Below are 23638 nucleotides of genomic sequence, written 5' to 3'. Positions count from 1 at the left end.
AGCAAACTCAACGAGGATGAAACGATGAAAATGAAAATGGCACCTGCCCTGATTGCTCTGGCCATCACGGCAATGGGAACTTCCACCGCTCAGGCAGCCAACGACTGGTACACAGGTATCGGCGCCGGTTGGGCTTATGGCCATGACCTGAACGACTTTGACAAAGACGCTGATCAGGACGCTACCGCGCTCTCCCTGTTTGGTGGTTACAACTTCAATGATAACTACGCCGCTGAACTGGGCTACCTCTACACCGGCCAATTCGATGTCGACGGTGCCAACTTCAGGACCCAGGGCGCTACCCTGTCCGGTCTTGCCCGTCTGCCACTGGGCGACATCTTCTCCGTATTTGCAGAAGGTGGAGCCTACTTCAGCAATGTCAACGGCAAGAACAGCAGCGACCAAGTCACCGTGCCGCTGGCCGGTCTGGGCCTGACCGCCAAGCTCACCGACCTCCTCGATCTGCAAGCCCGCTACCGCTACCTGTGGAACGTGGGTGATGAGAATGTGACCGGGGAAACCAACATGAGCTTGGCAACCCTGGAACTGGTGTTTCACCCGAACCGCACCTCTTACGTTGCCCCCGTCCCGGCACCGGCTCCCGAGCCGGTTCCTGAGCCAGTGATGGTCGAAAAGAACTTCTCCCTGAGCTCGGACGTGCTGTTTGCCTTTGGCAAATCCACTCTGAAGCCGGAAGGTGTTGCCGCGCTGAATACCCTGTATCAGCAGATCGTCGACGTGCAGCCGAGAGATGGCAGCGCCGTAGTCGTCGGCTTCACAGACCGCATCGGTTCTGAAGCGCACAACCTGAGACTGTCCGAAGCCCGCGCCCGCACCGTGGCCGACGTATTGATCAGCAAGGGTCTGCCTGCTGGCAAGGTCACCATCGAAGGTCGTGGCACAGCCAACCCGGTCACCGGCACCCAGTGTGACGGCATCCAGGCCCGGGCACAGCTGATCGCCTGCCTGGCACCGGATCGTCGCGTTGAAGTAAGCGTCACCGGCGTAAAAGAAGTGAAACAGTAAGTCACTCAGGTGGCATATGAGGGAGGCCTGATGGCCTCCTTTTTTATTGCTCCGTGATCACCGCTCACCCTCCCCGTTTTGTCACCTCGTCCCGCTCGTTGTAATCCCAAGCACCACCTAAGTGTTTAAAAAAACTACATTTTCTATCAATCGTCGGGGTTGTACACAACAGCACTGGCGCTCTGCGGCATCAAACATCGACGAGGATACGCGATGAACATAAGACCGAAACCTGTTTGGATTGCATTGGCAGCCATGAGGCCTCCCTATCGGTGATAGGCCGGTTGCCCCCTGGCGACATCTTCTCGGTATTGGCGGAAGGGAGCGGTTATCTCTATCGCGTCAAGTCCATCAACTTGGCACCGCGAGCCAGCCTCGGCCAGCCCGCCGACAAGGTGAGCATCCTGGGCAGTGGCGAGAGCAAACGGTCACCGGCTCTCAGGGTGCCCCCGAGGCCCCCGTCGCAGAGCCAGCCGCACCATAGGCCGAGTTAAATAACGAAGAGAGCAATCAGGCGTGTGGGAGAGGTACTGAAAGGGAAACCGGTGAAAAGTGCACAAAAAAGGGATGCCGAGGCATCCCTGTTGCTTTTCGTCTGTGCGAAAGATCAGAAGGAGGTGCGGCGATAGCGGCGGTATTCCGGTTGCCAGAAATTCGCTTCGATGGATTGCTCTATCACCTCATCCGGGGTCTGCACCGCCTTGCCCTGCAGCATGGCAGTCTTGGCCACCATCTTGGCTATGTAGCGGGATACCTCGTGAATGTCCGCCAGATCCGGCAGCAGCGAGCCCTCGGCCCCCTTCACCAGCGGCGAACACTCCGCCAGGGCGCGGCTGGCCGACATCAGCATGGCATCGGTTACCCGGGTGGCACCGGAGGCGATGACACCAAGGCCGATCCCCGGGAAGATGAAGGAGTTGTTGCACTGGGCGATGACATAGCGCTTGCCCTTGTGCTCCACCGGTGCAAACGGACTGCCGGTGGCCACCAGCGCCTGACCGTCGGTCCAGCGGATGAGATCTGCCGGAGTTGCTTCGACCCGCGAGGTGGGGTTGGAGAGCGGGAATATGATGGGACGGGCACAGTGCTTGTGCATGGTCTTGACCACCTCTTCGGTGAACAGGCCCGGCTGGCCGGAGACCCCGATCAGAATGTCCGGGCGACCGTGCTCCATCACCTCCAGCAGGGAGATATTGTCCCCCACCGACCAGTCGGCAATGCGCTCAACCGGCTGGGAGAGGCGGCGCTGGAAGTCGAGCTGGTTGGGGATCTTGTCGGTGATGAGACCAAAGCGGTCCACCATAAAGACCCGGCCACGGGCCTGTGCATCCGTCAGCCCTTCGGCCTTCATCTGCGCCACTATCTGCTCGGCAATGCCGCAACCTGCACTGCCCGCGCCGAGGAAGGCGACCCGCTTCTCGGAGAGCTTGGCACCGGAGGCCTTGCAAGCGGCGATCAGGCTGCCGAGCGTCACGGCGGCGGTGCCCTGAATGTCGTCATTGAAACAGCAGAGCTCGTTCTTGTAGCGGTTGAGCAGCGGCATGGCGTTGTTCTGGGCGAAATCCTCGAACTGCAGCAGGATATCGGGCCAGCGGCGCTTGACCGCCTGGATAAAGGCATCGACAAACTCGGCGTACTCTTCCCCCGAGATGCGCGGATTGCGCCAGCCCATGTAGAAGGGGTCATTGAGCAACTGCTGGTTGTTGGTGCCCACATCCAGCACCACCGGCAGGCAGTAGGCCGGGGAAATGCCACCACAGGCGGTGTAGAGGGAGAGCTTGCCGATGGGAATGCCCATGCCGCCAATCCCCTGATCGCCAAGACCCAGGATCCGCTCGCCGTCGGTGACCACGATTACCTTGACGTTCTGCTTGGTGGCGTTTTGCAGCATGTCATCGATCCTGTCCTTGTCCGGATAGGAGATGAAGAGGCCGCGGGCGCGGCGATAGATGTTGGAGAACTCCTCGCACGCCTTGCCCACGGTCGGGGTATAGATGACCGGCAGCATCTCGGTCAGGTGGTCGTGCAGCAGACGGTAGAAGAGCGTCTCGTTGGTATCCTGGATGTTGCGCAGATAGATGTGCTTGTTCATGTCGTTGCCAAACGCCATGAACTGACGGTAGGCCCGCTCGGCCTGCTCTTCGATGGTTTCAATATTCTGGGGCAGCAGGCCCTCGAGGTTGAAATTGCTGCGCTCTTCACTAGTGAAAGCGCTGCCCTTGTTGAGCAAGGGGGTCTCCAGCAGGGCCGGACCGGCATAGGGAATGTAGAGGGGGCGCTTCTGGTTATTATCTTCAAACATGGATCGGGTACCTACACAATGACCTGGACGAAGGGATCCGCCGATCCTATGAGCTTGCGCCATTAATTTCAAAGAGTTTGCACATCCGGTGCAAAAGGTTTGCGACCCAGGCGACGAAAGGCGCCGGGGGTCTGACCAGTGATGCGGCGAAAACGGTTGGCAAAGTTGGCGCCATCGCTGTAGCCAACCCGGCTGGCCAGCTCGCCGAGCGGCCAGTTGGTGTAGAGCAGCAGCTGACGCGCCTTGTTCATCCTGAGCCCGGTGAGCCAGGCCATGGGCCCCATGCCGAACACCTGCTGGCAGAGCCGGTGCAGATGGGGCACAGAGCAGGCCATCTGCCGGGCCAGCAGTGCTACGCTCCAAGGCTCGTCAAGGCGCGCCTCCACCCGCCGAAACAGCGCCTGCAACCTCAGCTCAGGGGTACCGCGCACCTCCCCTTGCAGAGTGCGTTCCAGCAGCGCCAGCAACAGGCTGAGCAGCTGGGGTTGCAGGGGTGAACATACCCCCTCCCCCTGCATCAGGCTGAGCAGGTGATAGAGCTGATCCCCCTCCTCTCCCTGCCAGATGCGGTGACCAAGCCGGTGCAGGTGCTGCCATCGCGGCACGTCATCGAGCAAAATCCAGCTGATCTGCCAGCGCTCGCCAATCAGCCTGAGACCACCTGGCACGGCGGCGGGCAGGAAGATGAGCGAGCCTGCCGGAATCGGCTGTTCCCCCTCGTCTGTGAGCAAGGCGCCTCCCTCATCGTGACTCACCATCAGGATGTGGAACTCAGGGCGATTGCGACGAATGAGGTAGTGCTCCCTGATGTGCGAAAGGCCGGTCAGAAAAATACCCGCCTCGCCGAGCAGGGGCAGCCCTTCACGGCCCAGCATCCGCTCCTCGCAGGCCGGGGCTATTTCCAGACACTCGCGGACAAAAGCCATAACGCCTCAACATGATAGTTTTAAACAAGAAACCCGAGAGAGGCTCACAGTGAAGTCGCTCGCCACTCCCCCTATCATACCCATGACAAACCTTGCTTTTCACTTACCTGGTTAACATAAATGAATTATTGGCAAGCGATTTTAAAACAAACCACTGATCGCGAGTTCATGACACGACTGTGGCGGCTGGCCCTGCCAGTGTCGCTGCAATCCATGATGTTCTCCCTGCTCGGCCTCATCGACATCATGATGGTGAGCCAGCTCGGCACCACGGCGGTGGCGGCAGTGGGCTTGGGTAACCGGGTCTTCTTCTTCAATCTGCTGGTGATAGCGGGACTCTCGGGTGGCGTCTCAGTATTGGCAGCACAATATTACGGTCGCGGCGAGCTGGCCGGGGTGCGCCGCGCCCTGTTACTGGCGCTGGTGGGTGCCCTGCTGGTGAGTCTGCCGTTTGCGCTCATCTATGTGCTCGCCCCGGGCAGCGTGCTGGATTTTGCCAGCCAGGAACCCCAATTGCGCGCCCTCGCCGACCAGTTCTTGATGATCACCGGCGCCACTATTCTGTGCACCGCCATCGTAGTGCCACTGGAGTCGACGCTGCGTTCGGTGGGCAACGCCGCCGCCCCGACCCGGATCGGCATCATCGCCATCATCGCCAACGTCATCCTCAACTACGCCCTCATCTTCGGTAATTTCGGCTTCGAGGCCATGGGGGTGGCAGGCTCTGCCTGGGGCACGACCATTTCACGCCTGCTGCAAACGGCGCTGCTGCTGATCTATGTGTGGCGGCAGGAGCCCCGCCTCATCCCGCGCAGACAGGAGTGGTGGGACGCCTTCAAGCGCAAGGAGGTGGTGCGCTTCACCCTGATCGCCCTGCCGCTCTTGTTCCACGACGGGCTCTGGGCCTTCGGCATGCTGCTCTACGGCTTTCTCTATGCCCATCTGGGCACAGATTCACTGGCCATCATGACCACGCTGGGGACGCTCGAGAGCATCCTCATCTCTCTCTTCTTCGGGCTGGCGGTGGCCTGCTCCACCCTGCTCGGCCACCGGCTCGGGGCCGAGGAGTACGACATCGCCTGGCAACACTCCCAGCTGTTCCTGCTGCTCGCCCCCATAGGCGCCCTGCTGGTAGGGATGGCAGTCTGGCTGTTGCAGACCCACCTGTTGCAGTGGGTCGGCAACCTGCCGGGCGAGATGTTGGGAGAGGCGGGGCAGGTGCTCGCCGTCATGTGTCTGGGCATGCTGCTCAAGGTGTTTAACATGGTGGGGATTATCGGGGTGCTGCGCTCCGGCGGCGACGTGAACTACAGCATCGTCATCGACATCATCGCCATGTGGTGCATAGGCCTGCCGCTCGCCTGGGTGGCGGTCAGCCTGCTCGGCTGGCCTCTCTCCTGGGTGGTGGCCGTGGTGCTGCTGGAGGAGTTGTGCAAGGTCGTGCTGGTGCAGCGCAGGATCCGCCAGCGCCGCTGGCTCAGAAATCTGGTGATAGGATAAGGGGACGCAGGAAGAGGCAAAATGCGGGGTCATATCAATGACAGAAAATCCCCGTTTGCAGTATGCTGGCCCCCTCTTCAATCAGAGACAGGGCGCCGCTAAGTGCACGTGTCCAATGCCCTGTCCCGTCGTCGTTTCAGGAGACGAGCATGCAACCACAGAAAGAGCTGATCACCGAGACTGCCCTGCTGGAGATGGCCAACGGCATCATCAAGCGCCACGAAGACTTCATCCACGGCATGCGCGCCGACGCGGTAGAGCAGAAGGGGGATATTCTGGTGTTCAAGGGGGAGTTCTTCCTGGCCGAAGATGGCACCCCGACCGGCAAGACAATGGCGGTGTTCAACATGTTCAAGCTGCTGGCCCAGCAGCTCTCCGGCAAGTACCAGCTGAGCTGATCTCTCCCGTGCCCATGACAACCAGATGCCGCCCTCAGGCGGCATCTGTCTTGATGGTGTGGGGCAGTGCCGGCTTGCCGGCCAGCTCGCCCACCACGCAGTTGCGCCCCGCCATCTTGGCCATGTAGAGGTACTCGTCGGCCCGATTGAACAGATCCTCTATGCTCTCCCCGCGCTGGGCCAGGGTCAGGCCGATACTCACGGTCACCTCCAACAACTCATCCGAGGTGGGACTCTTCACCAGCCGCGCCTCCACCGCCACCCGCAGCCGCTCCGCCACCCGCTTCGCCTGGATCAGATCGCCGCAGTTGGGCAGCAGGATGGCAAACTCCTCGCCGCCATAACGTCCCAGCACCATGTCAGACTCCAGCTGCTCCGCCAGGGTCGCCGCCACCTCTTTGAGTACCGCATCCCCCGCCAGATGGCCGAAAGTGTCGTTGATACGCTTGAAGCGGTCCAGATCCAGCAACAGGACGGCAAAGGGCGTCTGCTTGCGGCTCATGTTCATCCAGGCCTTCTCCAGCCGCTTCATCAGCAGTCGACGGTTCATCATGCCGGTCAGCTCGTCCGTGGTGGACTCCCGATAGAGCTGCAGCAGCATATTGAGCTGACCACACTGCACCCAGCTGCTGGCCAGGGCAAACAGCGCCAGCAACCAGACCTGGTTGAGGGTCTGCACGCTCCACAGCGGCTGCCCCACCAGCAACCAGTTGCCCGCCAGCATGGTGACCAGAATGCCCCCCGCCAGCTGCAGGCCGAGGGAGAGCGGAATGGGGAAGATGGCAAACAGGCTGACGAGCAGATAGGGAAAGGCCATGTAGCCCGCCTGCAACTCCTGATCCGCACCGAAACTGTGCAGGCAGATGAGGGAGAACAGCATCATCACCGCCATCAGATAGCCCAGCGCGAGCTTCATGCGCTCGTGCCTGAAATGGATGAGGTAGGAGAGGGGGATAAGTGGAGAGAGGGCCAGCAGGCAGAAAATCCGGGCCTGAAGCAGTTCATCGAACTGGGCAGAGGGCAGGGTCAGCCAGTCCACCAGGGCCCAGGCGGGCAGACCCACCATCAGCAGGCAGGTGAGCAGGCGCAAGCGCACCGTCATGAAGCCCATGCGGGTCAGGGTAAAATCTTCGGAGTGGGCACGGGCACTCCAGAACTCCGACAACTTCAGCATCCAGAGCCTCCAAATCTCGACAGAGGGCTCATTCTACGCCGCACAGGCTCAAAATCCTATGCAACCGGCGCCATTTCAGGGCGAGCGCCGTCACACAAACCGGCGGATCATAATCGCCACACGCAAACGTTTCAACCCATGAAAAAATAAACCGGTTTCAGCCCGAATTAGCGCTGGTCAGCGCCATTTCAATCACTAAAATAGCGCCCAATTTTCTCCCCCCCCTCCCCCACACATTCGAGGTATTTATGGAACAGGCTGCCGCCGTCCGTGCAACCCCAGAGGCTCATCCTCCCAGACGAGCCCACAGCGAACTGGTCTACGGCATAGACGATGTCCCCCCCCTGCCCCAGACTCTGTTCGCCGCCCTGCAGCATATGCTCGCCATGTTTGTTGCCATCATTACCCCGCCCCTCATCATTGCCAATGCCCTCGGTCTCCCTGCCGCCGACACCCGTTATATCGTCTCCATGTCATTGGTCATGTCCGGCATCGCCTCCTTCATCCAGACCCGTCGCTTCGGCCCCATCGGCTCGGGCCTGCTGTCAGTGCAGGGCACCAGCTTTAACTTCCTCGGCCCCATCATCGCCTCCGGTCTCGCCCTCAAGCAGGCCGCCATGCCCACCGAGGATCTGCTGGGCACCCTGTTTGGCACCATGCTGGTGGCCGCCCTCACCATGGTGGTGATGAGCCGCTTCCTCCACTTGGTCAAACGGGTGATCACACCGCTGGTGACCGGCATCGTCGTACTGCTGATCGGCCTGACCCTGATCAAGGTCGGGCTCATCAGTATGGGTGGCGGCTATGCCGCCCTCTCGGATGGCAGCTTCGCCAGCCACAGCAACCTCTTCCTCTCCCTGCTGGTACTCGGCCTCATCGTGCTGCTGCAACGCAGCCGTAATCCCTGGCTGCGCCTCTCCGCCATCATGATCGCCATGCTGGCGGGCTATGCCGCGGCACTGCTGCTGGGCAAAGTGAGCGCCCCCACTTTCGATGGTCCCCTGGTGATGGTGCCCATCCCGCTGCATTACGGCCTCGGTTTTGACTGGCAGCTGTTCGTGCCGCTCACCATCATCTTCGTGGTGACGGCGCTGGAGGCCATCGGCGACATGACGGCCACCTCGGACATTTCGGGTGAGCCTGTCAGTGGCCCTGTCTATCTGGAACGTATCAAGGGCGGGGTACTGGCCGATGGCTGCAACTCCATGCTGGCTGCCCTGTTTGCAACCTTTCCCATGTCGACCTTCAGCCAGAACAACGGCGTCATCCAGCTGACCGGGGTGGCCAGTCGCCATATCGGCCTCTTCATCGCCGCCATGCTGGCCCTGCTCGGCCTGTTCCCCGCGGTCGCCAGCCTGGTGCAGCAGATCCCCGAGCCCGTGCTGGGCGGTGCGACCATCGTCATGTTCGGCACCATAGCCGCCGCCGGGGTGCGCATCATCTCCCGCGAGGAGCTGGACAGACGCGCCCTGATGATCCTGGCGGTGTCGCTCGCCATGGGACTGGGGGTCGCCCAGGTGCCGGAAGTGCTGCAACACCTGCCGGATCTGGCCAGAAGCGTGCTCTCCTACGGCGTCGCCACCGGTGGCCTCACCGCCATCGTGATGAACCTGCTGCTGCCAAAGCGCGAACAGCGTCACTCCTGAGACGTCATCAACCGATAGCAGACTCAAGCCCCGCACTGCGGGGCTTTACCTTGTCAGCCGCCACGGGTAGTGTGCTGAGCAGCCTTTTTTGAGGATGTCGCCATGCCCTATCGCCTGCTCTCTCTCCTCCCCGACACAGCTTCCCCCGCACAGATATTGGCCGAGGAGCAGCACTGGCTGCGCGACTGTGCCCGTGACGGCCAGCCCCGTGCCCACCTCTGGCAGGCCCCCCAATGCCTGATTGTCACCCGCAAGGATACCCGTCTGCCCCGTTACGCTGCCGCCTGTGAGCAGCTCGCCGCCGAAGGCTGGCCGGTGCATGTGCGCGACAGTGGCGGCACCGCCGTGCCCCACGGCGCTGGCATCCTCAACCTCTCCTTGTTACTGCCCCGAACCACCACCGATCTGGCTCACTACTACCGGCTGCTGGGGGCGCCGCTGCTGGCCCTGCTGGGGGAGTACGGCCTTGAGGGAAACTATGACTTCGTGCCCGGCTCCTTTTGCGATGGCCAGTACAATCTGGTGATCGGGGGGCGCAAGATCACCGGCACCGCCCAGCGCTGGCTGGCACCGGGGCAGGATCACGGCGGCGCCGTGCTGGCCCAGGCCATGCTGCTGGTGGCAGGAGATGTGGATGAGGGTACCCGGATGGCGAGCCGTTTCTATGCGCTGGCGGGTGCAGAGCTGCGCTTTGCACCCGGCACCTCGACCACGCTGGCCCGCGGCATTAAGTGGCAGGGCAGCGACGCCGAGCTGGTCGACTGCGTTCAGTCACGGCTGAAGGTGCTGCTGACCCGCGATCAGACACCCTCCCTCTGAGCAAGAATGAGCCCCTAACGCGCCATAAAAAAAGCCACGACCCGGGTCGTGGCGTTGGCTTTTTCGGTACAGATTAAATCAGGCCGTCTGCGGATCCGGCTCGGCTTCGCCATCCAGATCCCGGCTAAAGTAGGCGCGGGTTTCGGCGATCACCACATGGCGCAGGCCAATCAGGCCGATGAGGTTGGGCACCGCCATCAGGCCGTTGACGATGTCGGCCAGCAGCCAAATCATGTCCAGATGGAGGAAGGCGCCGCTCGCTACCAGCACCAGATAGATGAGACGATAGGGCTTGATCGCCTTGACCCCGAACAGATACTCGGTGCAGCGCTCGCCATAATAGTTCCAGCCGAGGATGGTGGTGAAGGCAAAGAACAGCAACCCTATGCTCACCAGATACTGGCCTATGTGGGCATCCAGCCCCTGGGCAAAGGCCTGGCTGGTCATGGCTGCGCCGCTCAAGTCCCCGCTCCACACCCCTGTCACCACCAGAGCCAGGCCGGTCATGGTGCAGATGATGATGGTGTCGATAAAGGTGCCCGTCATGGAAACCAGCCCCTGCTCCACGCAAGAATCTGTCTTGGCCGCTGCTGCCGCGATGGGGGCAGAGCCCAGCCCCGACTCGTTGGAGAAGACCCCGCGCGCGACACCGGACTGGATCGCCAGCATAATGCTGGCGCCGACGAAGCCGCCGGTCGCCGCATGGCCGGTAAAGGCGCTCTCGATCACCAGCATGACGGCATCGGGCACGGCGCTCGCATTGTTCACCAGCACCCCCAGGCAAGCGACGATATAGAAGATCGCCATAAAGGGCACCACCTTGCTCGACACGCTGGAGATGGACTTGATACCCCCCAGGGTCACCAGTGCCACTATCAGGGTCAGCACCACGGCCGTCACTTCACGGGGCACCGAGAAAGAGAGGCTCATGGCATCGGAGATGGCGTTAACTTGCGGGAAGGTACCGATGCCGAAGAAGGCCACACCTATGCCGAACAGGGCGAACAGCTTGGCGAGCGGTTTGGAGCCAAGCCCCTTCTCCAGATAGTACATGGGGCCGCCCGCCATCTGGCCGTTGGCATCCTGTTCGCGGTATTTGACTGCCAGCAGGCATTCGGCGTACTTGGTGGCCATGCCGAACAGCGCCGCCATCCACATCCAGAACAGGGCGCCGGGGCCGCCGAGCTTGATGGCGGTGGCGACGCCGACGATGTTGCCGGTACCTATGGTGGCAGAGAGGGCGGTACACAGGGCACCAAAGCTGGAGACATCCCCCTGCTTGCCCTGCCCCTGATCGCGGCCAAACACCAACCGCAGGGCGAGCGGTAAGCGCACGACCTGAAGCAGACCCAAACGCAGGGTGAGATAGATACCGGTCCCGACCAGCAGGATCAGCAGGGGCGGACCCCAGATAAAGCTATCGATGGCGGTTAACGCCGATTGAATTGATGACATGCATCCTCCTTAAAAAACAAAGATTAAGGAGGAGAAGGATGATCTTCCCATAGGTGTCGCGATCGGCCAGAGGCGATCGGATGCGGGCTAAGCCAAAGTACAACCCAAAGTACAACCATCCCATCCCCTCTGTCCTTTTGCCTGAGAGTTTCCGGCGCCAGCCTGCCCTTGCGGGTAGTCATGGTGCCTTGCTCCTTCGGCGCCCGATTTAACGGGTCTCTCCAGAGTATCGTCCAGTAGCAGTCCACACCGGTTGCCCGGTACCTGAAAGATTCACTTCTTCGGTGGATGGTTGCCCATCGCTCTCCTGCTACCTTCATCCGAACTAGTTTGGATTAGGAAGCGGGCATGTTAATCCAAAAAATGTGAGCTGTCTCCCACTCGGCCGTCCGCTGCGCCGCTTTTTTTCCACCTCGGGCACCACAGTGAGACATGTTATTTGTTTGTTAACTTTCAATGCTTTAACAAAGCCAGTTTGGGCATCCCGCGAGCCGGTTGCGCCACCAGGTCGCATATCAGGATGACCTGTCATCTCGACCAGAAAAACTTTCCAACATATCCACTCAAAATGCTTGCACAGAAACTCAATAGGCAGATAATTCCGCGCATAACTAAGCACTTTGCGATGGAGTTATGCATTGTGTCTGGTTGGTCCCTCCGGACCACTCGCCTGAGCCGGCCGCTGCCGTCTCAACAAACCAAGGCTAGGGCAAATCTGCCCCCTAAGGACTTTCAAAAGAGAATGAACGAAACCCTGATCGCACAAGACTACCGTCAGTTGGTTGAACAATTCGGCTCTCCCCTGCTGCTGCTCGACAAGGCAGCCATCCGCAAACAGTATCGGGCCCTGGCTGCCGCCCTGCCCGATGTGCGATTGCACTATGCACTCAAACCCCTGCCCCACGAGGCCGTGGTCTCTGTCTTGAAGGAAGAGGGGGCCTGTTTCGATCTGGCCACCAATGGCGAAGTGGATCTGGTGCGTAGCCAAGGGGTTCGCCCGGGACGCTGTATTCATACCCATCCCATCAAGCGCGACAGCGACATTCGTTATGCGCTGGAGTTCGGCTGCACCGTGTTTGTCTACGACAACCCGCTGGAGCTGGAGAAGTTCATTCCCTACAAGGACGAAGTGAAACTGCTGCTGCGGGTCAGCTTCCCGAACCCGGAAACCAAGGTCGACCTCTCCAAGAAGTTCGGCTGCACCCCGGAGCAAGCCCTGCCGCTGCTGCAACTGGCCCACGCCAAGGGCCTCAAGGTGATGGGGCTGTCGTTCCACGTCGGCTCCCAGGTGCCCCATGCCCGTCGCCATGTGCAAGCCATCGACGCCTGCCGCGAGATCATGGAGCAAGCCTGGACGCTGGGGCTCAAGCCCTGGGTGCTGGATATCGGCGGCGGTTTTCCGGTTGACTATGAGGGCGGCGAATTCGATATCGACGGCTTCTGCGCCCCGATCCGCGAGGCGCTGGCCAAGTTGCCCGCTACCGTGCAGAAAATTGCCGAACCGGGCCGCTTTATCAGCGCGCCAGCCATGACCTCGGTCTCCAGCGTGATGGGCAAGGCCCACCGCGGCGACAAGATCTGGTACTACCTGGATGACGGCCTCTACGGCAGCTACAACGGTCAGCTCTATGACCACGTCACCTACCCGGTGAGCACCCCCTATGCCAGCGGCGAGCAGCACAATTCGGTGATCTCCGGCCCCACCTGCGACAGCGTGGACGTGATCCGCGATGGCATCATGCTGCCGGACCTGGCTATCGGCGAGCTGGTGGTGGGCCGAGTGATGGGTGCCTACACCTGGGCCTCGGCCTCCACCTTCAACTTCTTCCCCAAGGCGAGCATCCTCATTCTGGACAGCAGCCAGAAAGGGAAAAAGCTGGTGGCGGTTGCCTGAGCAAACCACTCACCGGCCAACAGACTCACCAAGCAAAAACAAGAGGGGGAAGCTTAAGCTTCCCCCTCTCTCATTTCACCGGCACAGGTCAGATAAACTGACTGGTCAGCAGCCAGCCGGTATAGGCGACGAAACAGGCGAGCTGCACGCCCCCCTCCAGCCGGTTGATGCGGCCTTGTCCCTTGCGGCCCAGACACATCACCAGCAGCAACAGGGTCAGCCCCATCATGACGGTCCAGTCACGGGTAAGCACCTCGGGCGCCACGTCGAGCGGGTGAATCCCCGCCGCAATCCCGACTACCGCCAGGGTATTGAACAGGTTAGAACCGATCACGTTGCCCAGCGCCAGGTCGTGCTCATTCTTGCGAATAGCGATCAGGGACGACGCCAGCTCTGGCAGCGAGGTACCGATGGCAACGATGGTGAGACCTATCACCAGGTCGCTGATGCCAAATGCCTGAGCGATGGTCACCGCACCCCATACCAGCAAACGGGAAGCGCCGATCAGCAGCACCAACCCGACAATGAGCCAGAGAATGGCGCGCTTGAGGGACATCCCCTCGCTCTCGATATCCTCGGCGGTCTCCGCATCCAGCGCATCCCCCTTGCCACTCATGCCAGCCCAGATGGACCAGCCCATCAGACCAACAAACGCCACACCCAGAATGGCCGCATCCATCCGTCCCAAATGCCCATCGAGCAGCAGAGCACCGGAGAGCAGGGTAATGCCGAGCAGTATGGGGATCTCCTTGCGCACCACCTGAGAGGCCACAGCAATAGGGCTGATCAGGGCAGTCAGCCCCAGGATCAAGGCAATATTGGTGATGTTGGAGCCATAGGCATTGCCGAGCGCCAACCCGGGGTTGCCTTGGGAAGCCGCCAGCGCGGAGACCACCATCTCGGGGGCCGAAGTGCCAAAACCGATGATCACCATACCGATCAGCAGCGGCGGCATGCCCGCATAACGGGCGGTCGCCGCAGCGCCGTCCACAAATTTATCTGCACTCCAGACCAGCAGCGCCAGTCCGGCAATCAGGGCAACAACAGCCAGGGTCATAACGTATCCATCCCATCGCCTGCAAACAACAGAGCCAGGCACAATGCCTGGCTCTGTCCAGAAGTGGCCAAGTGTAACGGGCCGACCTCCCATTTCAAGGGGAAATCAAACGGCGATGAACATTTACAGCGCCGCCAGCAGGCTCTCGGCAGCCGAGACCTCGAACTTGCCCGGTGCTTCCACGAACAGCTGCTCGACCACACCATCGTTGGCGATGAGGGCAAAACGCTGGGCGCGAATACCGCCGAAGGCCCCCGTCTCCTTGGCAAGGCCAAGCGCCCGTGTCCAGCTGCCGTCGCCATCGGCAAGCATGGTGATGGCGTCGGCATCTTGGGCCGCCTGCCACGCCTTCATCACGAAGGCATCGTTGACCGACAGACAATAGAGGGCATCGACACCCTTGGCCCTGAACTGGTCGGCCAGCGCCACATAACCGGGCAGGTGGGCGTTGGAACAGGTGGGGGTAAAGGCGCCCGGCACGGCAAACAGCACCACCTTCTTGCTGGCAAACAGGGCCTGGCTATCCTGAACCTGCTTGCCCTCCCGGGTGATGAAGGTGAACTCGCCCAAAGGCAGGGATTGGCCAATCGCTATCATGATCTCTCATCCGTGGTGGAGGTAGGGAGCCACAGTCTACCCCAGCCCATGCACGCGAGACACACCCCCATCAGCGCCGCCATTTGCACTAACCTTGAGCAGGTTCCACCAGCCCATAAGATCTCAATCAGAACCATTTAGATGGACTGGAGATTCGCCCCTCCACCTTGCGCGAGCAGAACACACTGCCCCTGCCCGACGCCGCCGAGCTGTTTGCCGCCCAACAGGCCAATTCGCCCTTAGCCGGCTGAGCTGGCCGGGATCCCGAGCGACAGCCTGCGCCTCAGGCGGGTGTGACAATGCAAAACGGGCAGCCAATGGCTGCCCGTTTTGCATGAGGAGATGAGAAGCGGTTTAACGCCTCGCCTGCCAGGTGGCAATGGCGAGCAGGGAGTCGGGGGTAAATTCGGTGGCGCGGGCGGCGATCTCGGCCTGGCTCATCCAGTGCACCTCGCTCACCTCTTCAGCCTGCAAGCGCAGCGGCCCCTGATAATGGCAGCTGTAGAGGCCACCCCAAACCCGATAGCCCTCCCCTTCGGCGTAGAAGCTGCCAAAGCCTTGCAGGGGGACATCCTCGATACCCAACTCCTCGGCCAGCTCGCGGCGGGCGGCCGGTTCCATCTGCTCGCCCGTGGTCACGACGCCACCGGCGCAGGCATCCAGCATGCCGGGGCAGAAATCCTTGCTGAGGGTGCGCCGCTGCACCAGGATGCGATCCGCCTCGTCGAGCACCAGGATATAACTGGCACGATGGCACAGGTTCTCCCGCCGCACCCTGGCGCGCTCGGCCACGCCAATCACCCGGTTATCCGCATCCACCACATCCACCCATTCCACGTGCAGGTCCTTTTGCTCATGTTGCTCAACTGACAGCAGTATATCGGGGTAAGGGCTTGTCATGGCAGCACTTTTTTCAACATACGCCAGCAAATGCCCCCGTTCATCGACGCAGATCAAAGGATTCATACAATCCCTCACCCCACTGTCATATCAGTGTCATCCGACGACGGCATAGTGTGCCCTGTCCAGGCAATCAGGGAACCTTGTGATGAAGGTGTTCAAGCAGTTATCCCCACGGCAGATCGCTCGCTACATCAAGAGCTTTCACCGAGGCTATTTTACCATCGAGTCGCTGGGGACATTTGAATTCAACGCAGGCAGGATCAACCTCCATGGCCTGACCTGCCGCCAACGGCTAAGGCTGGCTCGCCAGATCAATCAGGCCGTCAGCCAGCTTCGTCACAACGAGCCCTTGCCGGACATGTGAGTCAAAGGGCCTTGCCATACCGTCTGTTGTGCATCCATGCTTTGCCCGCTGGCTACTCGCCGCGCGGGCCATTTTCAATGTCGGTGACGACACCATTGCGCACTGTGACGAAACGCATGAACTCGTTCTTACCGAAGTTGTAGGTCCAGCGCTCGCCAAATTTGACCTGCACCAGATTGCCCAGTTGGTTCACCTCATTGCGGCTGAGCTCCTCGCGCAGCATGGGCTCACCACACTTGAGCAGCATCTCGGCGGTGCTGTCCCCTTCGGTGATGAGGGCATTCTTGCAACGCATTGCATCGGCGCTGGCCGGTATGCTCAGTAACAGCAGGGCCAGGACAACCCCCAGGTTCAGATGTCGCTTCATTGGCTATTCCATTTAAACAGGGCACTGCCCAGGGTGAGACAACAGAGGGTAAACAACAGGATCCAGCCGAGAGGCGCGACCACCTCGGCCCAGCCAGCCCCCTCCAGCATGACAGCACGGGCCGCCGTAATGATCTGGCTGAGCGGCAGCCAGGCCGCCAACTGTTGCAGCCAGACCGGCGCCCCTTCCAGCGAGAACCAGACCCCGGAGAGAAACATCATGGGCATGCTGATGACGTTGAGCAGGCCGCTCGCCAGCTCCTCGTTCTGGATCCGGGCAGCGATGAGCAAGCCCAGCGACGCCATGGCCGCGCCACCTGCCAGGGCGATCAGCAGCAGCAACCAGCCTGACCCGAGCAGGGGCACGCCAAGCAGCCAGTACGCGACCAGAAACACCAGCAGGCTCACCACCAGGGTGATCACAATGCGCGACAGCAACTGGGCGCAGAGAAACTCGGCGGCAGAGAGCGGCGTGGCCCTCAGTCGCTTGAGCACTCCGTTCTTGCGATAGCGGACTATGACGAAGCCCACCCCGAACAGGCCGGAAAACATCAGGTTCATGCCGATCACCCCGGGCAGCAGCCAGTCACCGTAGCGGATCGCCTGCCCGCTCAGGGTCTCCTTCACCAGCGGCCGGGAGATAGCCTGGCGCAACAGGTATTCGGCCATGGCGCCCTGGCCGGCGTCCGGGTTGACCCAGTAACGGTCCGAGCCGGGCGAGAGCAGCAGATCCAGCTGATGATGGCGCACCTTGAGCTGGCCCTTGCGCTCATCGTCATAGGGGATGAGCTTGAGCAGCGGAATGGCGTTCAGGGGGGCGTAGGCCGCCGTCAGCTCGCCCACCACACCCATCTGCACTAGCGGCTTGGGCGGGCCGGAGAAGATAAGAGAGAAACCGACCACCAGCAGTAACGGGAAGGCCAGGTTCCACACCAGGGCGGCCCTGTCGCGCACAAACTCCAGATTGCGGGCATAAAAAAGCGCACCGATCCGCTTGATGGCCCCCTTCATGTTTTGCTCCTAGGCCACGGCAAGGCTCGCGGGTAAGAAGGAGCCTCGACACGGCACCTCATGACTGCGTTCATGCGCCACTCCTCAGGCTATGGCCGGTCAGGTGCAAGAAGAGATCTTCCAGATTGGGGGAGCGCACCTGCATGCCGGTCAGCGGCACCCCCAGACCCAGCAGTTGCGGCAACAGCAGCGCCACATCGGGACAAGTCAGCTCCACCTGATCGCCGTGGGGCAACAGTGGATAACCCAGGCTGGCGAGGGCCGGATGATCCGGCAGACGCACCAGCACCCCATCGAAGTGACGAGCCAGCAGGGCGGCCGGGGTATCCAGGCTGAGCAGATGCCCGTGATCGACGATGGCGATGCGATCGCACAGCTGCTGCGCCTCGTCCATGTAGTGGGTGGTGAGCACCACCGTCTTGCCCTGGGCCTTGATCGCCTCGATGCGCTGCCAGAAGTGGTGGCGCGCCTGGGGATCCAGCCCTGTGGTGGGTTCATCCAGAAACAGCAGTTCGGGGTCGCCAAGCAGGGCCAGCGCCAGCAGCAGGCGCTGACGCTGGCCGCCGGAGAGCTTGCGGCTGTCCCGATCGATGAACTCGCCAAGGGCACACAGTTCGATGAGCTGCGCCTGGGGCAAGGGATTGGGATAGAGGCTGGCAAACAGGCGCAAGGTATCGCGCACCGTCAGAAAATCCTGCAGCGCCGTGTGCTGAAACTGGATGCCGATGCGGGAGCGGTAATCAGTGCCACGTGCAGCACCATGAAACAGGATCTGGCCGCTGTCCGGGGTGAGGATCCCCTCCAGCAACTCTATGGTGGTGGTCTTGCCTGCCCCGTTCGGACCGAGCAGGCCGAAGCAGCACCCGGCGGGAATGGTAAAGCTGAGCCCGTCCACCGCCTTGACGCCGGGAAAGTGCTTGATGAGGTCAATGACTTCTATGATGGCAGCCATGCGTGTTTTCCAGAGTGACCGGGAACGCCAAGCCCTGACTATATCCAAATCCCCCGCAAAGGCACATTGTCTATCGACAAGGGCCCACCAGACAGGGGCACCTCAAACAGAAACGGCGACCCTGAGGTCGCCGTTTGCATCAAGCCAGCCGGATCACAGAATGTCCAGCAGCTCCACTTCGAATACCAGGGCTGAGTAGGGCGGGATGGAACCGGCACCACGGGCGCCATAGGCCAGATCCTGCGGAATGTATAGCTTCCACTTGGAACCAACCGGCATCAGCTGCAGCGCTTCAACCCAACCGGCGATGACGCCGGTGACCGGGAATTCGGCCGGCTCGCCACGGGCAACCGAGCTGTCGAACACGCCACCGTGGGTGAAGGTACCGTGGTAGTGCACGCGCACGGACTGGCCGGCTACCGGCACGGCGCCATTGCCTTCTACCATGACTTCGTATTGCAGACCGGAATCGGTCACCTTGACGTCGGCACGCTTGGCGTTGTCAGCCAGGAAGGCTTCGCCATCGGCGGCGGCAGCCTTGGCAACGGCTTCCTGCTCTTCCTGCATGCGAGCGGTGATCACCTGGAAGGCATCATTGATATCGTCACGGCTGACCGCGAACTCCAGACCATTCAGGGCATCTGCCAGACCTTGTTGCAGGGCCGGGATATCCAGACCAGCGAAGGCTTGCTGCGCCAGCTGATCACCCATGTTGCGGCCGATGCCATAGCTGGCCTTCTGTTCGATAGCGTCGTATTGGGACATTGAGATGTTGCTCCAGATCCAAGTAATAAAGAGGCGGGATGATATCAGACTTTTTGGCGAGGTGCTGCCGGTGGCAGCCCTGATTTCCACGCCAGTGGGAGGAACTTCACACAAGAAGAGCAGGATCGCCGCCTATCGGCGGCGATCCTGTCAGGCACAATGACACACTGAACCTTTGGACTCAAACCACGCTTTCGGTGGCATCAGCGCGATCCAGCAGGGCCCGCACCGCTGCCACCTTGCCGGCGTCGGTGATATTGACCCGGCCGTCATCAGACGTGCCCATGTTCACGCCATGGGGCACCATGCCGCCACGCCAGCCCATACCGGACATATGCACCTCGCTCACCCCGGTGAACTCCAGGATGGTGCGCACGTTGTCGGCATTGACCCCGGCACCCGGCATCAGGCTGGCACGGCCCGCCAGCGCCTGCTGCATGGCCTGCAGGGTTTCCAGCCCCGCCAGCGCGGTCGGCGCATGACCCGAACTCAGGATGCGCTCGCAGCCGGCGGCGACGATCGTCTCCAGATCCAGCCGCCAGTCGGAGGAGAGGTCAATGGCCCGATGGAAAGTCACACCGAGCGGCCCGGCCGCCTCCACCAGCTGGCGCAGCTGGTCGGCGGGCACCCGCCCCTCTTGATCCAGCAGGCCAATGACCACCCCCTGCAACCCGGCTGCGCGGGCGGCAGCGATATCCACCAGCATCAGTTCAAACTCGGCGGTGCTGAAGCAAAAATCCCCGGCGCGGGGGCGGATCATGGCGTAAACAGGCACGTTGGCGTGGCGCGCAGCCAGCTGCATAAAGCCGTAAGAGGGGGTCAGGCCACCCAGCCCCAGCGCAGAGCAGAGCTCGATGCGATCCGCGCCTGCTTGCTGGGCGGTGAACAGGGATTCCAGGTTGTCGATACAAATTTCAAGACGGGTCATGATGACTCCTTTATTGGAGAGATCAGACAGCACATCTGATCTCATAAATTGAGCAAGGCCGCGCCGCGCACCCCGCCGGCGCCACCGAAGCGGGCCTGGCGGAGCTCGGGCAGGGCGACACCGGGCAACAGATGGCCGGGCAGACGCAGCGGCAGCTGTTGGTACAGGGCAGGCAAGCCACTCAAGCCGCCCCCTAGCACCACCACCTCGGGATCAACCACAGAGATGGCGGTCGCGAGCCCGGCGGCCATGATCTCCAGCCAGCAGTCGACCGTGGCCAGCGCATGGGGCTCATGGGCCTCGAAGCGCCCCACTATCTGGTGACCGCTGGCACGCTGACCATGAAAATGGTGATAGAGCCGCTCCAGCCCGGTGCCGGATGCATAGGTTTCAAAACAGACCAGGCGGCCGCAGCCACAACGGGGACGAGGCAGGTCGGGATACTTCATCAACATGGTGGCTGGCAGCGGATAGTGACCTATTTCCCCCGCCAGCCAGTTGCGGCCCTGGATCAGCTTGCCCGCCAGATAGACGGCGCCGCCGATGCCGGTGCCGATGGTGACCCCCAACGCACTGTCGGCCCCGGCCGCCGCCCCCTGGTGCACTTCTGACCAGAGGAAGCAGTTGGCATCGTTGTCCACCTTGACCGGACGGCCCAGCCGCTCGGCCAGATCGGCGCCCAGATGGCGGCCATTGATGGAGGGCAGGTTCGCCGCCACTATGCTGTGATCGTGCCGATTGAGGATGCCAGGAAAGCCGATGCCCACGGCGCCTCTCGCGCCGAAACGGGCGTCCGCCTGCTCGACCCGGGCACGGATGAGCTGCAGCAATCCCTCGTAATCGTTACCGGGCGTGCTCATGCGCTCCTCATGACAGAGGTTCAAGGCGTCGTCATACACGGCGAACGCTATCTTGGTGCCACCAATATCAAAGCCGTAATACATGCCCACACTCCCTTGTCGGTAAGTCACCTCAGCCTGTCCAGAGCTGCACATTGTATTAATTCGCAAAAAAAATAAAGTGATCGGGGGCGAAAAATGGGAGAGAGATCAAAGCAAACGGAACATTTGCCGTTGCAGGCAAGCCTGCCCAAGGCTCATCAGGGTGCGTGCCTGACCGTCGAAGACGAAGCCGCGCCTCAGGTAAAACCCCTCGCCGATCCGGTTGCCATCGAGCAGCCACAATCTGACGCTGCCACAACCTGCACGACGCATCTGCATCGCCACCGCCTGCCATAGCCGCTTGCCATGACCCAGGCGCCAGTGCTCGGGATGGAGGTAAAAAGCGCGGATCAGGGCGCTCGGCTCTGTGCTATCCAGCACGAGTTGCCAGTAAAGCAGGCCTATGACCACCTCGTCCTGGCAGATCAACATGGGCCTGGGGCCGGATCCGGCGAGCCGGCTCTGCCAGATCTGCAGGTGCTCGGTCACCGAAAGCTGGGTCAGCATGTCGGCACCGAGCACCTCGCCATAGGCTGCGAGCCAGCTGGCCCGCTGCGTCACCGTCATGGCGGGGGCGTCATCGGGCCGCGCCATGCGCAGGCTTACGCCTTGCATTGGGGCACCAGACCGTTGGCGCGAGCCTGCTTAAAGAGCGGCAGCACGTACGCTTGTTGCGCCTGCAACTCGGCGATCCGGTTCTCGTTACTGGGGTGAGTGGAGAGCAGCTTCGGCGGGGTGTTGCCACCGGCGGCGGCACTCATGTTCTGCCACAGGGGAATGGCTTCAGCCGGATTGAAACCGGCGCGGGCCATCAACTCCAGCCCCAACCGATCCGCTTCACTCTCCTGGGTGCGGCCATAAGGGAGCATGACACCGACCTCGACCCCGAGGCCAAGGGCGGCCATGGTGGCGCCGCGATACTCGCTGCTGCCCATGGCGATGTCGGCCGCCGCCAGACCGAGACCGGTCAGCTGGCTGCGGGAGAGCCGTTCGTTGGAGTGCTGGGCCAGCACATGAGTCAGCTCGTGGCCGATGACGGTGGCGAGCTGATCCTGATTCTTGGCGACCTTGAGCAGGCCGCTGTAGACCCCTATCTTGCCGCCGGGCAGGGCGAAGGCGTTGACCTGCTTGGAGTCAAACACCACCACTTCCCAGCTGGTGATGCCATAGCTGGCGGGTACCTGGGCAGTCACCGCCTTGGCGACGCAGGAGACGTAGGCATTCATCCTGGCATCTTTGCTCACCTTCTCCTGCTTCTTCATCTGCTCGAAGGAGTCGGCGCCCAGCTGGTTCATCTGCTGGGGCGAGAACAGCAACATCTGACTACGACCGGTAGGAGACTGGGCACAGCTGGCCAGCAGGGTGGAACAGAGTGCCGCCAGGCCGAGCTTGAACAGGGGGGATGTCATGGAGGTGTCCTTCACCATAAAGATGCCCTATTTTCGGAAATGCGGGCGTCCGGCGCAAGTCGCCAAATCATACTGTTCGGCGAAAGCGGTCACAGGTCGCCATGGTGGATCCACTCAAAAAGAAAACGGGCCCCGCGGGGCCCGTGTGGCAGAGGAAACTGGCTTACATGATGCCCAGTTTCTTCAGGTCGGCTTCGACCACCTTGGCCGGCACCGGCACGTAGCCATCTTTGGCAACGATGCTTTGACCCGCTTTGGAGAGCATCAGCTTGACGAACTCTTGCTCCATCGGGGAGAGCGGCTTGTTCGGATGCTTGTTCACGTAAACGTACAGGAAGCGCGACAGCGGATACTTACCGGTGATGGCGTTGTCAGCGTTCGCTTCGATGAAGGTCTTGCCATCCTTGGAGAGCGGAACGGCACGCACACCAGAGGTAACATAACCGATACCCGAGTAGCCGATACCGTTCAGAGATGCAGAGACTGACTGCACCACGGAGGCAGACCCCGGTTGCTCGTTCACGCCGCTCTTGAAGTCGCCGTTACACAGGGCGTGCTCTTTGAAGTAACCGTAGGTACCGGAGACAGAGTTGCGGCCGAACAGCTGCAGATCCTTGGAGGACCAGTTGCCGTCCAGACCCAGATCAGACCACTTGGTGGCCGCCTTGTCTTCGCCACACTTGAGGGTGCTGGAGAAGATGGCATCCAGTTGCGGCATGGTCAGCCCCTTGATGGGGTTGTCTTTGTTGACGAACACGGCCAGGGCATCGACCGCAACGCGGATGGCGGTCGGCTTGTAGCCATGGCGCTTCTCGAATGCTTCCTCTTCACCTGTCTTCATGGCGCGGCTCATGGGGCCAAACTGGGCAACACCTTCTGTCAGGGCAGTTGGCGCGGTAGAGGAACCGGCGGCCTGGATCTGCACGTTGACGTTGGGGTACATGCGCTTAAATTCTTCGGCCCACAGGGTCATCATGTTGGCCAAGGTGTCCGAACCGACAGAGGACAGGTTGCCCGAGATGCCGCTGGTCGGTGTGTAATCCGGCAGATTTTTATCCACACCGGCAGCCAGGGCGCTGACGGAAAACAGGGTTGCTGCGGTGAATCCGATTACACCAGCCAGTTTGTTGAGTTTCATCCAATCTCTCCAAGTCCAAGGTTGTAGAACGCAGTCCATTCAAAAACGGTGTTAACTTCGCTCAACG

24 protein-coding genes and 1 riboswitch are annotated in these 23638 nt (G+C 61.3%); of the genes, 8 read left to right on the top strand and 16 right to left on the bottom strand.

The window, feature by feature from the left end:
- Positions 1-24 precede the first annotated feature (24 nt).
- Both BN1129_RS17530 and BN1129_RS23565 read left to right on the top strand, forming a co-directional pair.
- Complete coding sequence (locus BN1129_RS17530) at positions 25-1026, top strand: OmpA family protein (RefSeq protein ID WP_042038270.1); 1002 nt, start codon at positions 25-27, stop codon at positions 1024-1026.
- A 236-nt stretch (positions 1027-1262) separates the two neighbouring features.
- A complete protein-coding gene (locus tag BN1129_RS23565) occupies positions 1263-1520 on the top strand; it encodes a hypothetical protein (RefSeq protein ID WP_157013453.1) in 258 nt (85 codons plus the stop codon).
- Positions 1521-1633: 113 nt separating this feature from the next.
- Here the strand turns inward: BN1129_RS23565 and BN1129_RS17525 are convergent, their stop codons facing one another.
- Positions 1634-3328, bottom strand: a complete 1695-nt coding sequence (locus BN1129_RS17525) for an NAD-dependent malic enzyme (RefSeq protein WP_042038269.1) — start codon at positions 3326-3328, stop codon at positions 1634-1636.
- Between the two features lie 68 nt (positions 3329-3396).
- Positions 3397-4254 carry a helix-turn-helix transcriptional regulator gene (locus BN1129_RS17520; protein ID WP_042038268.1) on the bottom strand — a complete coding sequence of 286 codons (858 nt, stop codon included), beginning with the start codon at positions 4252-4254 and terminating at the stop codon, positions 3397-3399.
- Between the two features lie 120 nt (positions 4255-4374).
- Between BN1129_RS17520 and BN1129_RS17515 the strand changes: the two genes are divergently transcribed.
- Entirely contained in the window at positions 4375-5754 is a 1380-nt protein-coding gene (locus tag BN1129_RS17515) for an MATE family efflux transporter (protein ID WP_042038265.1), read from the top strand.
- Between the two features lie 149 nt (positions 5755-5903).
- Complete coding sequence (locus BN1129_RS17510) at positions 5904-6152, top strand: DUF2498 family protein (RefSeq protein ID WP_042038263.1); 249 nt, start codon at positions 5904-5906, stop codon at positions 6150-6152.
- A 34-nt stretch (positions 6153-6186) separates the two neighbouring features.
- On the opposite strand, the gene BN1129_RS17505 is transcribed toward BN1129_RS17510, so the two are convergent.
- Positions 6187-7326 carry a GGDEF domain-containing protein gene (locus BN1129_RS17505; protein WP_042038261.1) on the bottom strand — a complete coding sequence of 380 codons (1140 nt, stop codon included), beginning with the start codon at positions 7324-7326 and terminating at the stop codon, positions 6187-6189.
- Between the two features lie 248 nt (positions 7327-7574).
- On the opposite strand from BN1129_RS17505, the gene BN1129_RS17500 reads away from it, so the two are divergent.
- The gene (locus BN1129_RS17500) at positions 7575-8972 is read left to right on the top strand and encodes a nucleobase:cation symporter-2 family protein (protein WP_042038260.1); all 1398 of its coding nucleotides are present in this window, start codon (positions 7575-7577) and stop codon (positions 8970-8972) included.
- A 102-nt stretch (positions 8973-9074) separates the two neighbouring features.
- A complete protein-coding gene (locus BN1129_RS17495) occupies positions 9075-9791 on the top strand; it encodes a lipoyl protein ligase domain-containing protein (RefSeq protein WP_042038259.1) in 717 nt (238 codons plus the stop codon).
- 78 nt (positions 9792-9869) lie between these two features.
- Here BN1129_RS17495 and BN1129_RS17490 read toward each other — a convergent pair whose 3' ends face one another.
- On the bottom strand, positions 9870-11246 hold the full coding sequence (locus BN1129_RS17490; RefSeq protein ID WP_042038257.1) for an alanine/glycine:cation symporter family protein: 1377 nt from the start codon (positions 11244-11246) through the stop codon (positions 9870-9872).
- A gap of 119 nt (positions 11247-11365) precedes the next feature.
- Positions 11366-11481, bottom strand: a riboswitch (glycine riboswitch).
- A 507-nt stretch (positions 11482-11988) separates the two neighbouring features.
- Here BN1129_RS17490 and BN1129_RS17485 point away from each other — a divergent pair.
- On the top strand, positions 11989-13140 hold the full coding sequence (locus tag BN1129_RS17485) for a type III PLP-dependent enzyme (RefSeq protein ID WP_042038255.1): 1152 nt from the start codon (positions 11989-11991) through the stop codon (positions 13138-13140).
- 88 nt (positions 13141-13228) lie between these two features.
- Here BN1129_RS17485 and BN1129_RS17480 read toward each other — a convergent pair whose 3' ends face one another.
- The 3 genes from BN1129_RS17480 to yfcD all read right to left on the bottom strand — a co-directional run bounded on the left by BN1129_RS17480 (position 13229) and on the right by yfcD (position 15631).
- The gene (locus BN1129_RS17480; protein WP_042038254.1) at positions 13229-14197 is read right to left on the bottom strand and encodes a calcium/sodium antiporter; all 969 of its coding nucleotides are present in this window, start codon (positions 14195-14197) and stop codon (positions 13229-13231) included.
- 123 nt (positions 14198-14320) lie between these two features.
- Positions 14321-14794 carry a peroxiredoxin gene (locus BN1129_RS17475; protein WP_042038253.1) on the bottom strand — a complete coding sequence of 158 codons (474 nt, stop codon included), beginning with the start codon at positions 14792-14794 and terminating at the stop codon, positions 14321-14323.
- Between the two features lie 354 nt (positions 14795-15148).
- Positions 15149-15631 (bottom strand): NUDIX hydrolase YfcD, encoded by a 483-nt coding sequence (yfcD, locus tag BN1129_RS17470; protein ID WP_042038372.1) that lies wholly within the window; start codon positions 15629-15631, stop codon positions 15149-15151.
- Positions 15632-15842: 211 nt separating this feature from the next.
- On the opposite strand from yfcD, the gene BN1129_RS17465 reads away from it, so the two are divergent.
- A complete protein-coding gene (locus tag BN1129_RS17465; protein WP_042038252.1) occupies positions 15843-16061 on the top strand; it encodes a DUF1107 family protein in 219 nt (72 codons plus the stop codon).
- Between the two features lie 52 nt (positions 16062-16113).
- Here the strand turns inward: BN1129_RS17465 and BN1129_RS17460 are convergent, their stop codons facing one another.
- The 9 genes from BN1129_RS17460 to BN1129_RS17420 form a co-directional block, all read right to left on the bottom strand.
- Complete coding sequence (locus tag BN1129_RS17460) at positions 16114-16428, bottom strand: DUF2845 domain-containing protein (RefSeq protein WP_042038250.1); 315 nt, start codon at positions 16426-16428, stop codon at positions 16114-16116.
- Entirely contained in the window at positions 16425-17438 is a 1014-nt protein-coding gene (locus BN1129_RS17455) for an ABC transporter permease (RefSeq protein ID WP_042038248.1), read from the bottom strand. The genes BN1129_RS17460 and BN1129_RS17455 overlap by 4 nt, the downstream gene beginning before the upstream one ends.
- A gap of 70 nt (positions 17439-17508) precedes the next feature.
- Positions 17509-18390 carry an ABC transporter ATP-binding protein gene (locus BN1129_RS17450; RefSeq protein ID WP_042038247.1) on the bottom strand — a complete coding sequence of 294 codons (882 nt, stop codon included), beginning with the start codon at positions 18388-18390 and terminating at the stop codon, positions 17509-17511.
- A 153-nt stretch (positions 18391-18543) separates the two neighbouring features.
- Positions 18544-19155: a BamJ family beta-barrel-assembly machinery protein gene (bamJ, locus tag BN1129_RS17445; protein ID WP_042038246.1), complete on the bottom strand. Its 612-nt coding sequence runs from the start codon at positions 19153-19155 to the stop codon at positions 18544-18546.
- A 181-nt stretch (positions 19156-19336) separates the two neighbouring features.
- Positions 19337-20083, bottom strand: coding sequence for a copper homeostasis protein CutC (locus tag BN1129_RS17440; protein WP_042038245.1), 747 nt, complete (start codon positions 20081-20083; stop codon positions 19337-19339).
- A 41-nt stretch (positions 20084-20124) separates the two neighbouring features.
- Entirely contained in the window at positions 20125-21027 is a 903-nt protein-coding gene (locus BN1129_RS17435; protein ID WP_042038244.1) for an ROK family protein, read from the bottom strand.
- A 105-nt stretch (positions 21028-21132) separates the two neighbouring features.
- The gene (locus tag BN1129_RS17430) at positions 21133-21639 is read right to left on the bottom strand and encodes a GNAT family N-acetyltransferase (RefSeq protein WP_042038242.1); all 507 of its coding nucleotides are present in this window, start codon (positions 21637-21639) and stop codon (positions 21133-21135) included.
- Complete coding sequence (locus BN1129_RS17425; protein ID WP_042038240.1) at positions 21627-22433, bottom strand: M48 family metallopeptidase; 807 nt, start codon at positions 22431-22433, stop codon at positions 21627-21629. Before BN1129_RS17425 ends, BN1129_RS17430 begins: the two co-directional genes overlap by 13 nt.
- 163 nt (positions 22434-22596) lie before the next feature.
- Positions 22597-23571: a PstS family phosphate ABC transporter substrate-binding protein gene (locus BN1129_RS17420; protein ID WP_042038239.1), complete on the bottom strand. Its 975-nt coding sequence runs from the start codon at positions 23569-23571 to the stop codon at positions 22597-22599.
- Positions 23572-23638 lie beyond the last annotated feature (67 nt).

It is taken from the genome of Aeromonas popoffii (assembly GCF_000820025.1).
Taxonomy (GTDB): Bacteria; Pseudomonadota; Gammaproteobacteria; order Enterobacterales; family Aeromonadaceae; genus Aeromonas; species Aeromonas popoffii.
Note: the sequence above shows the minus strand (reverse complement) of the source record. Positions and strands in the feature narration are given on the sequence as shown.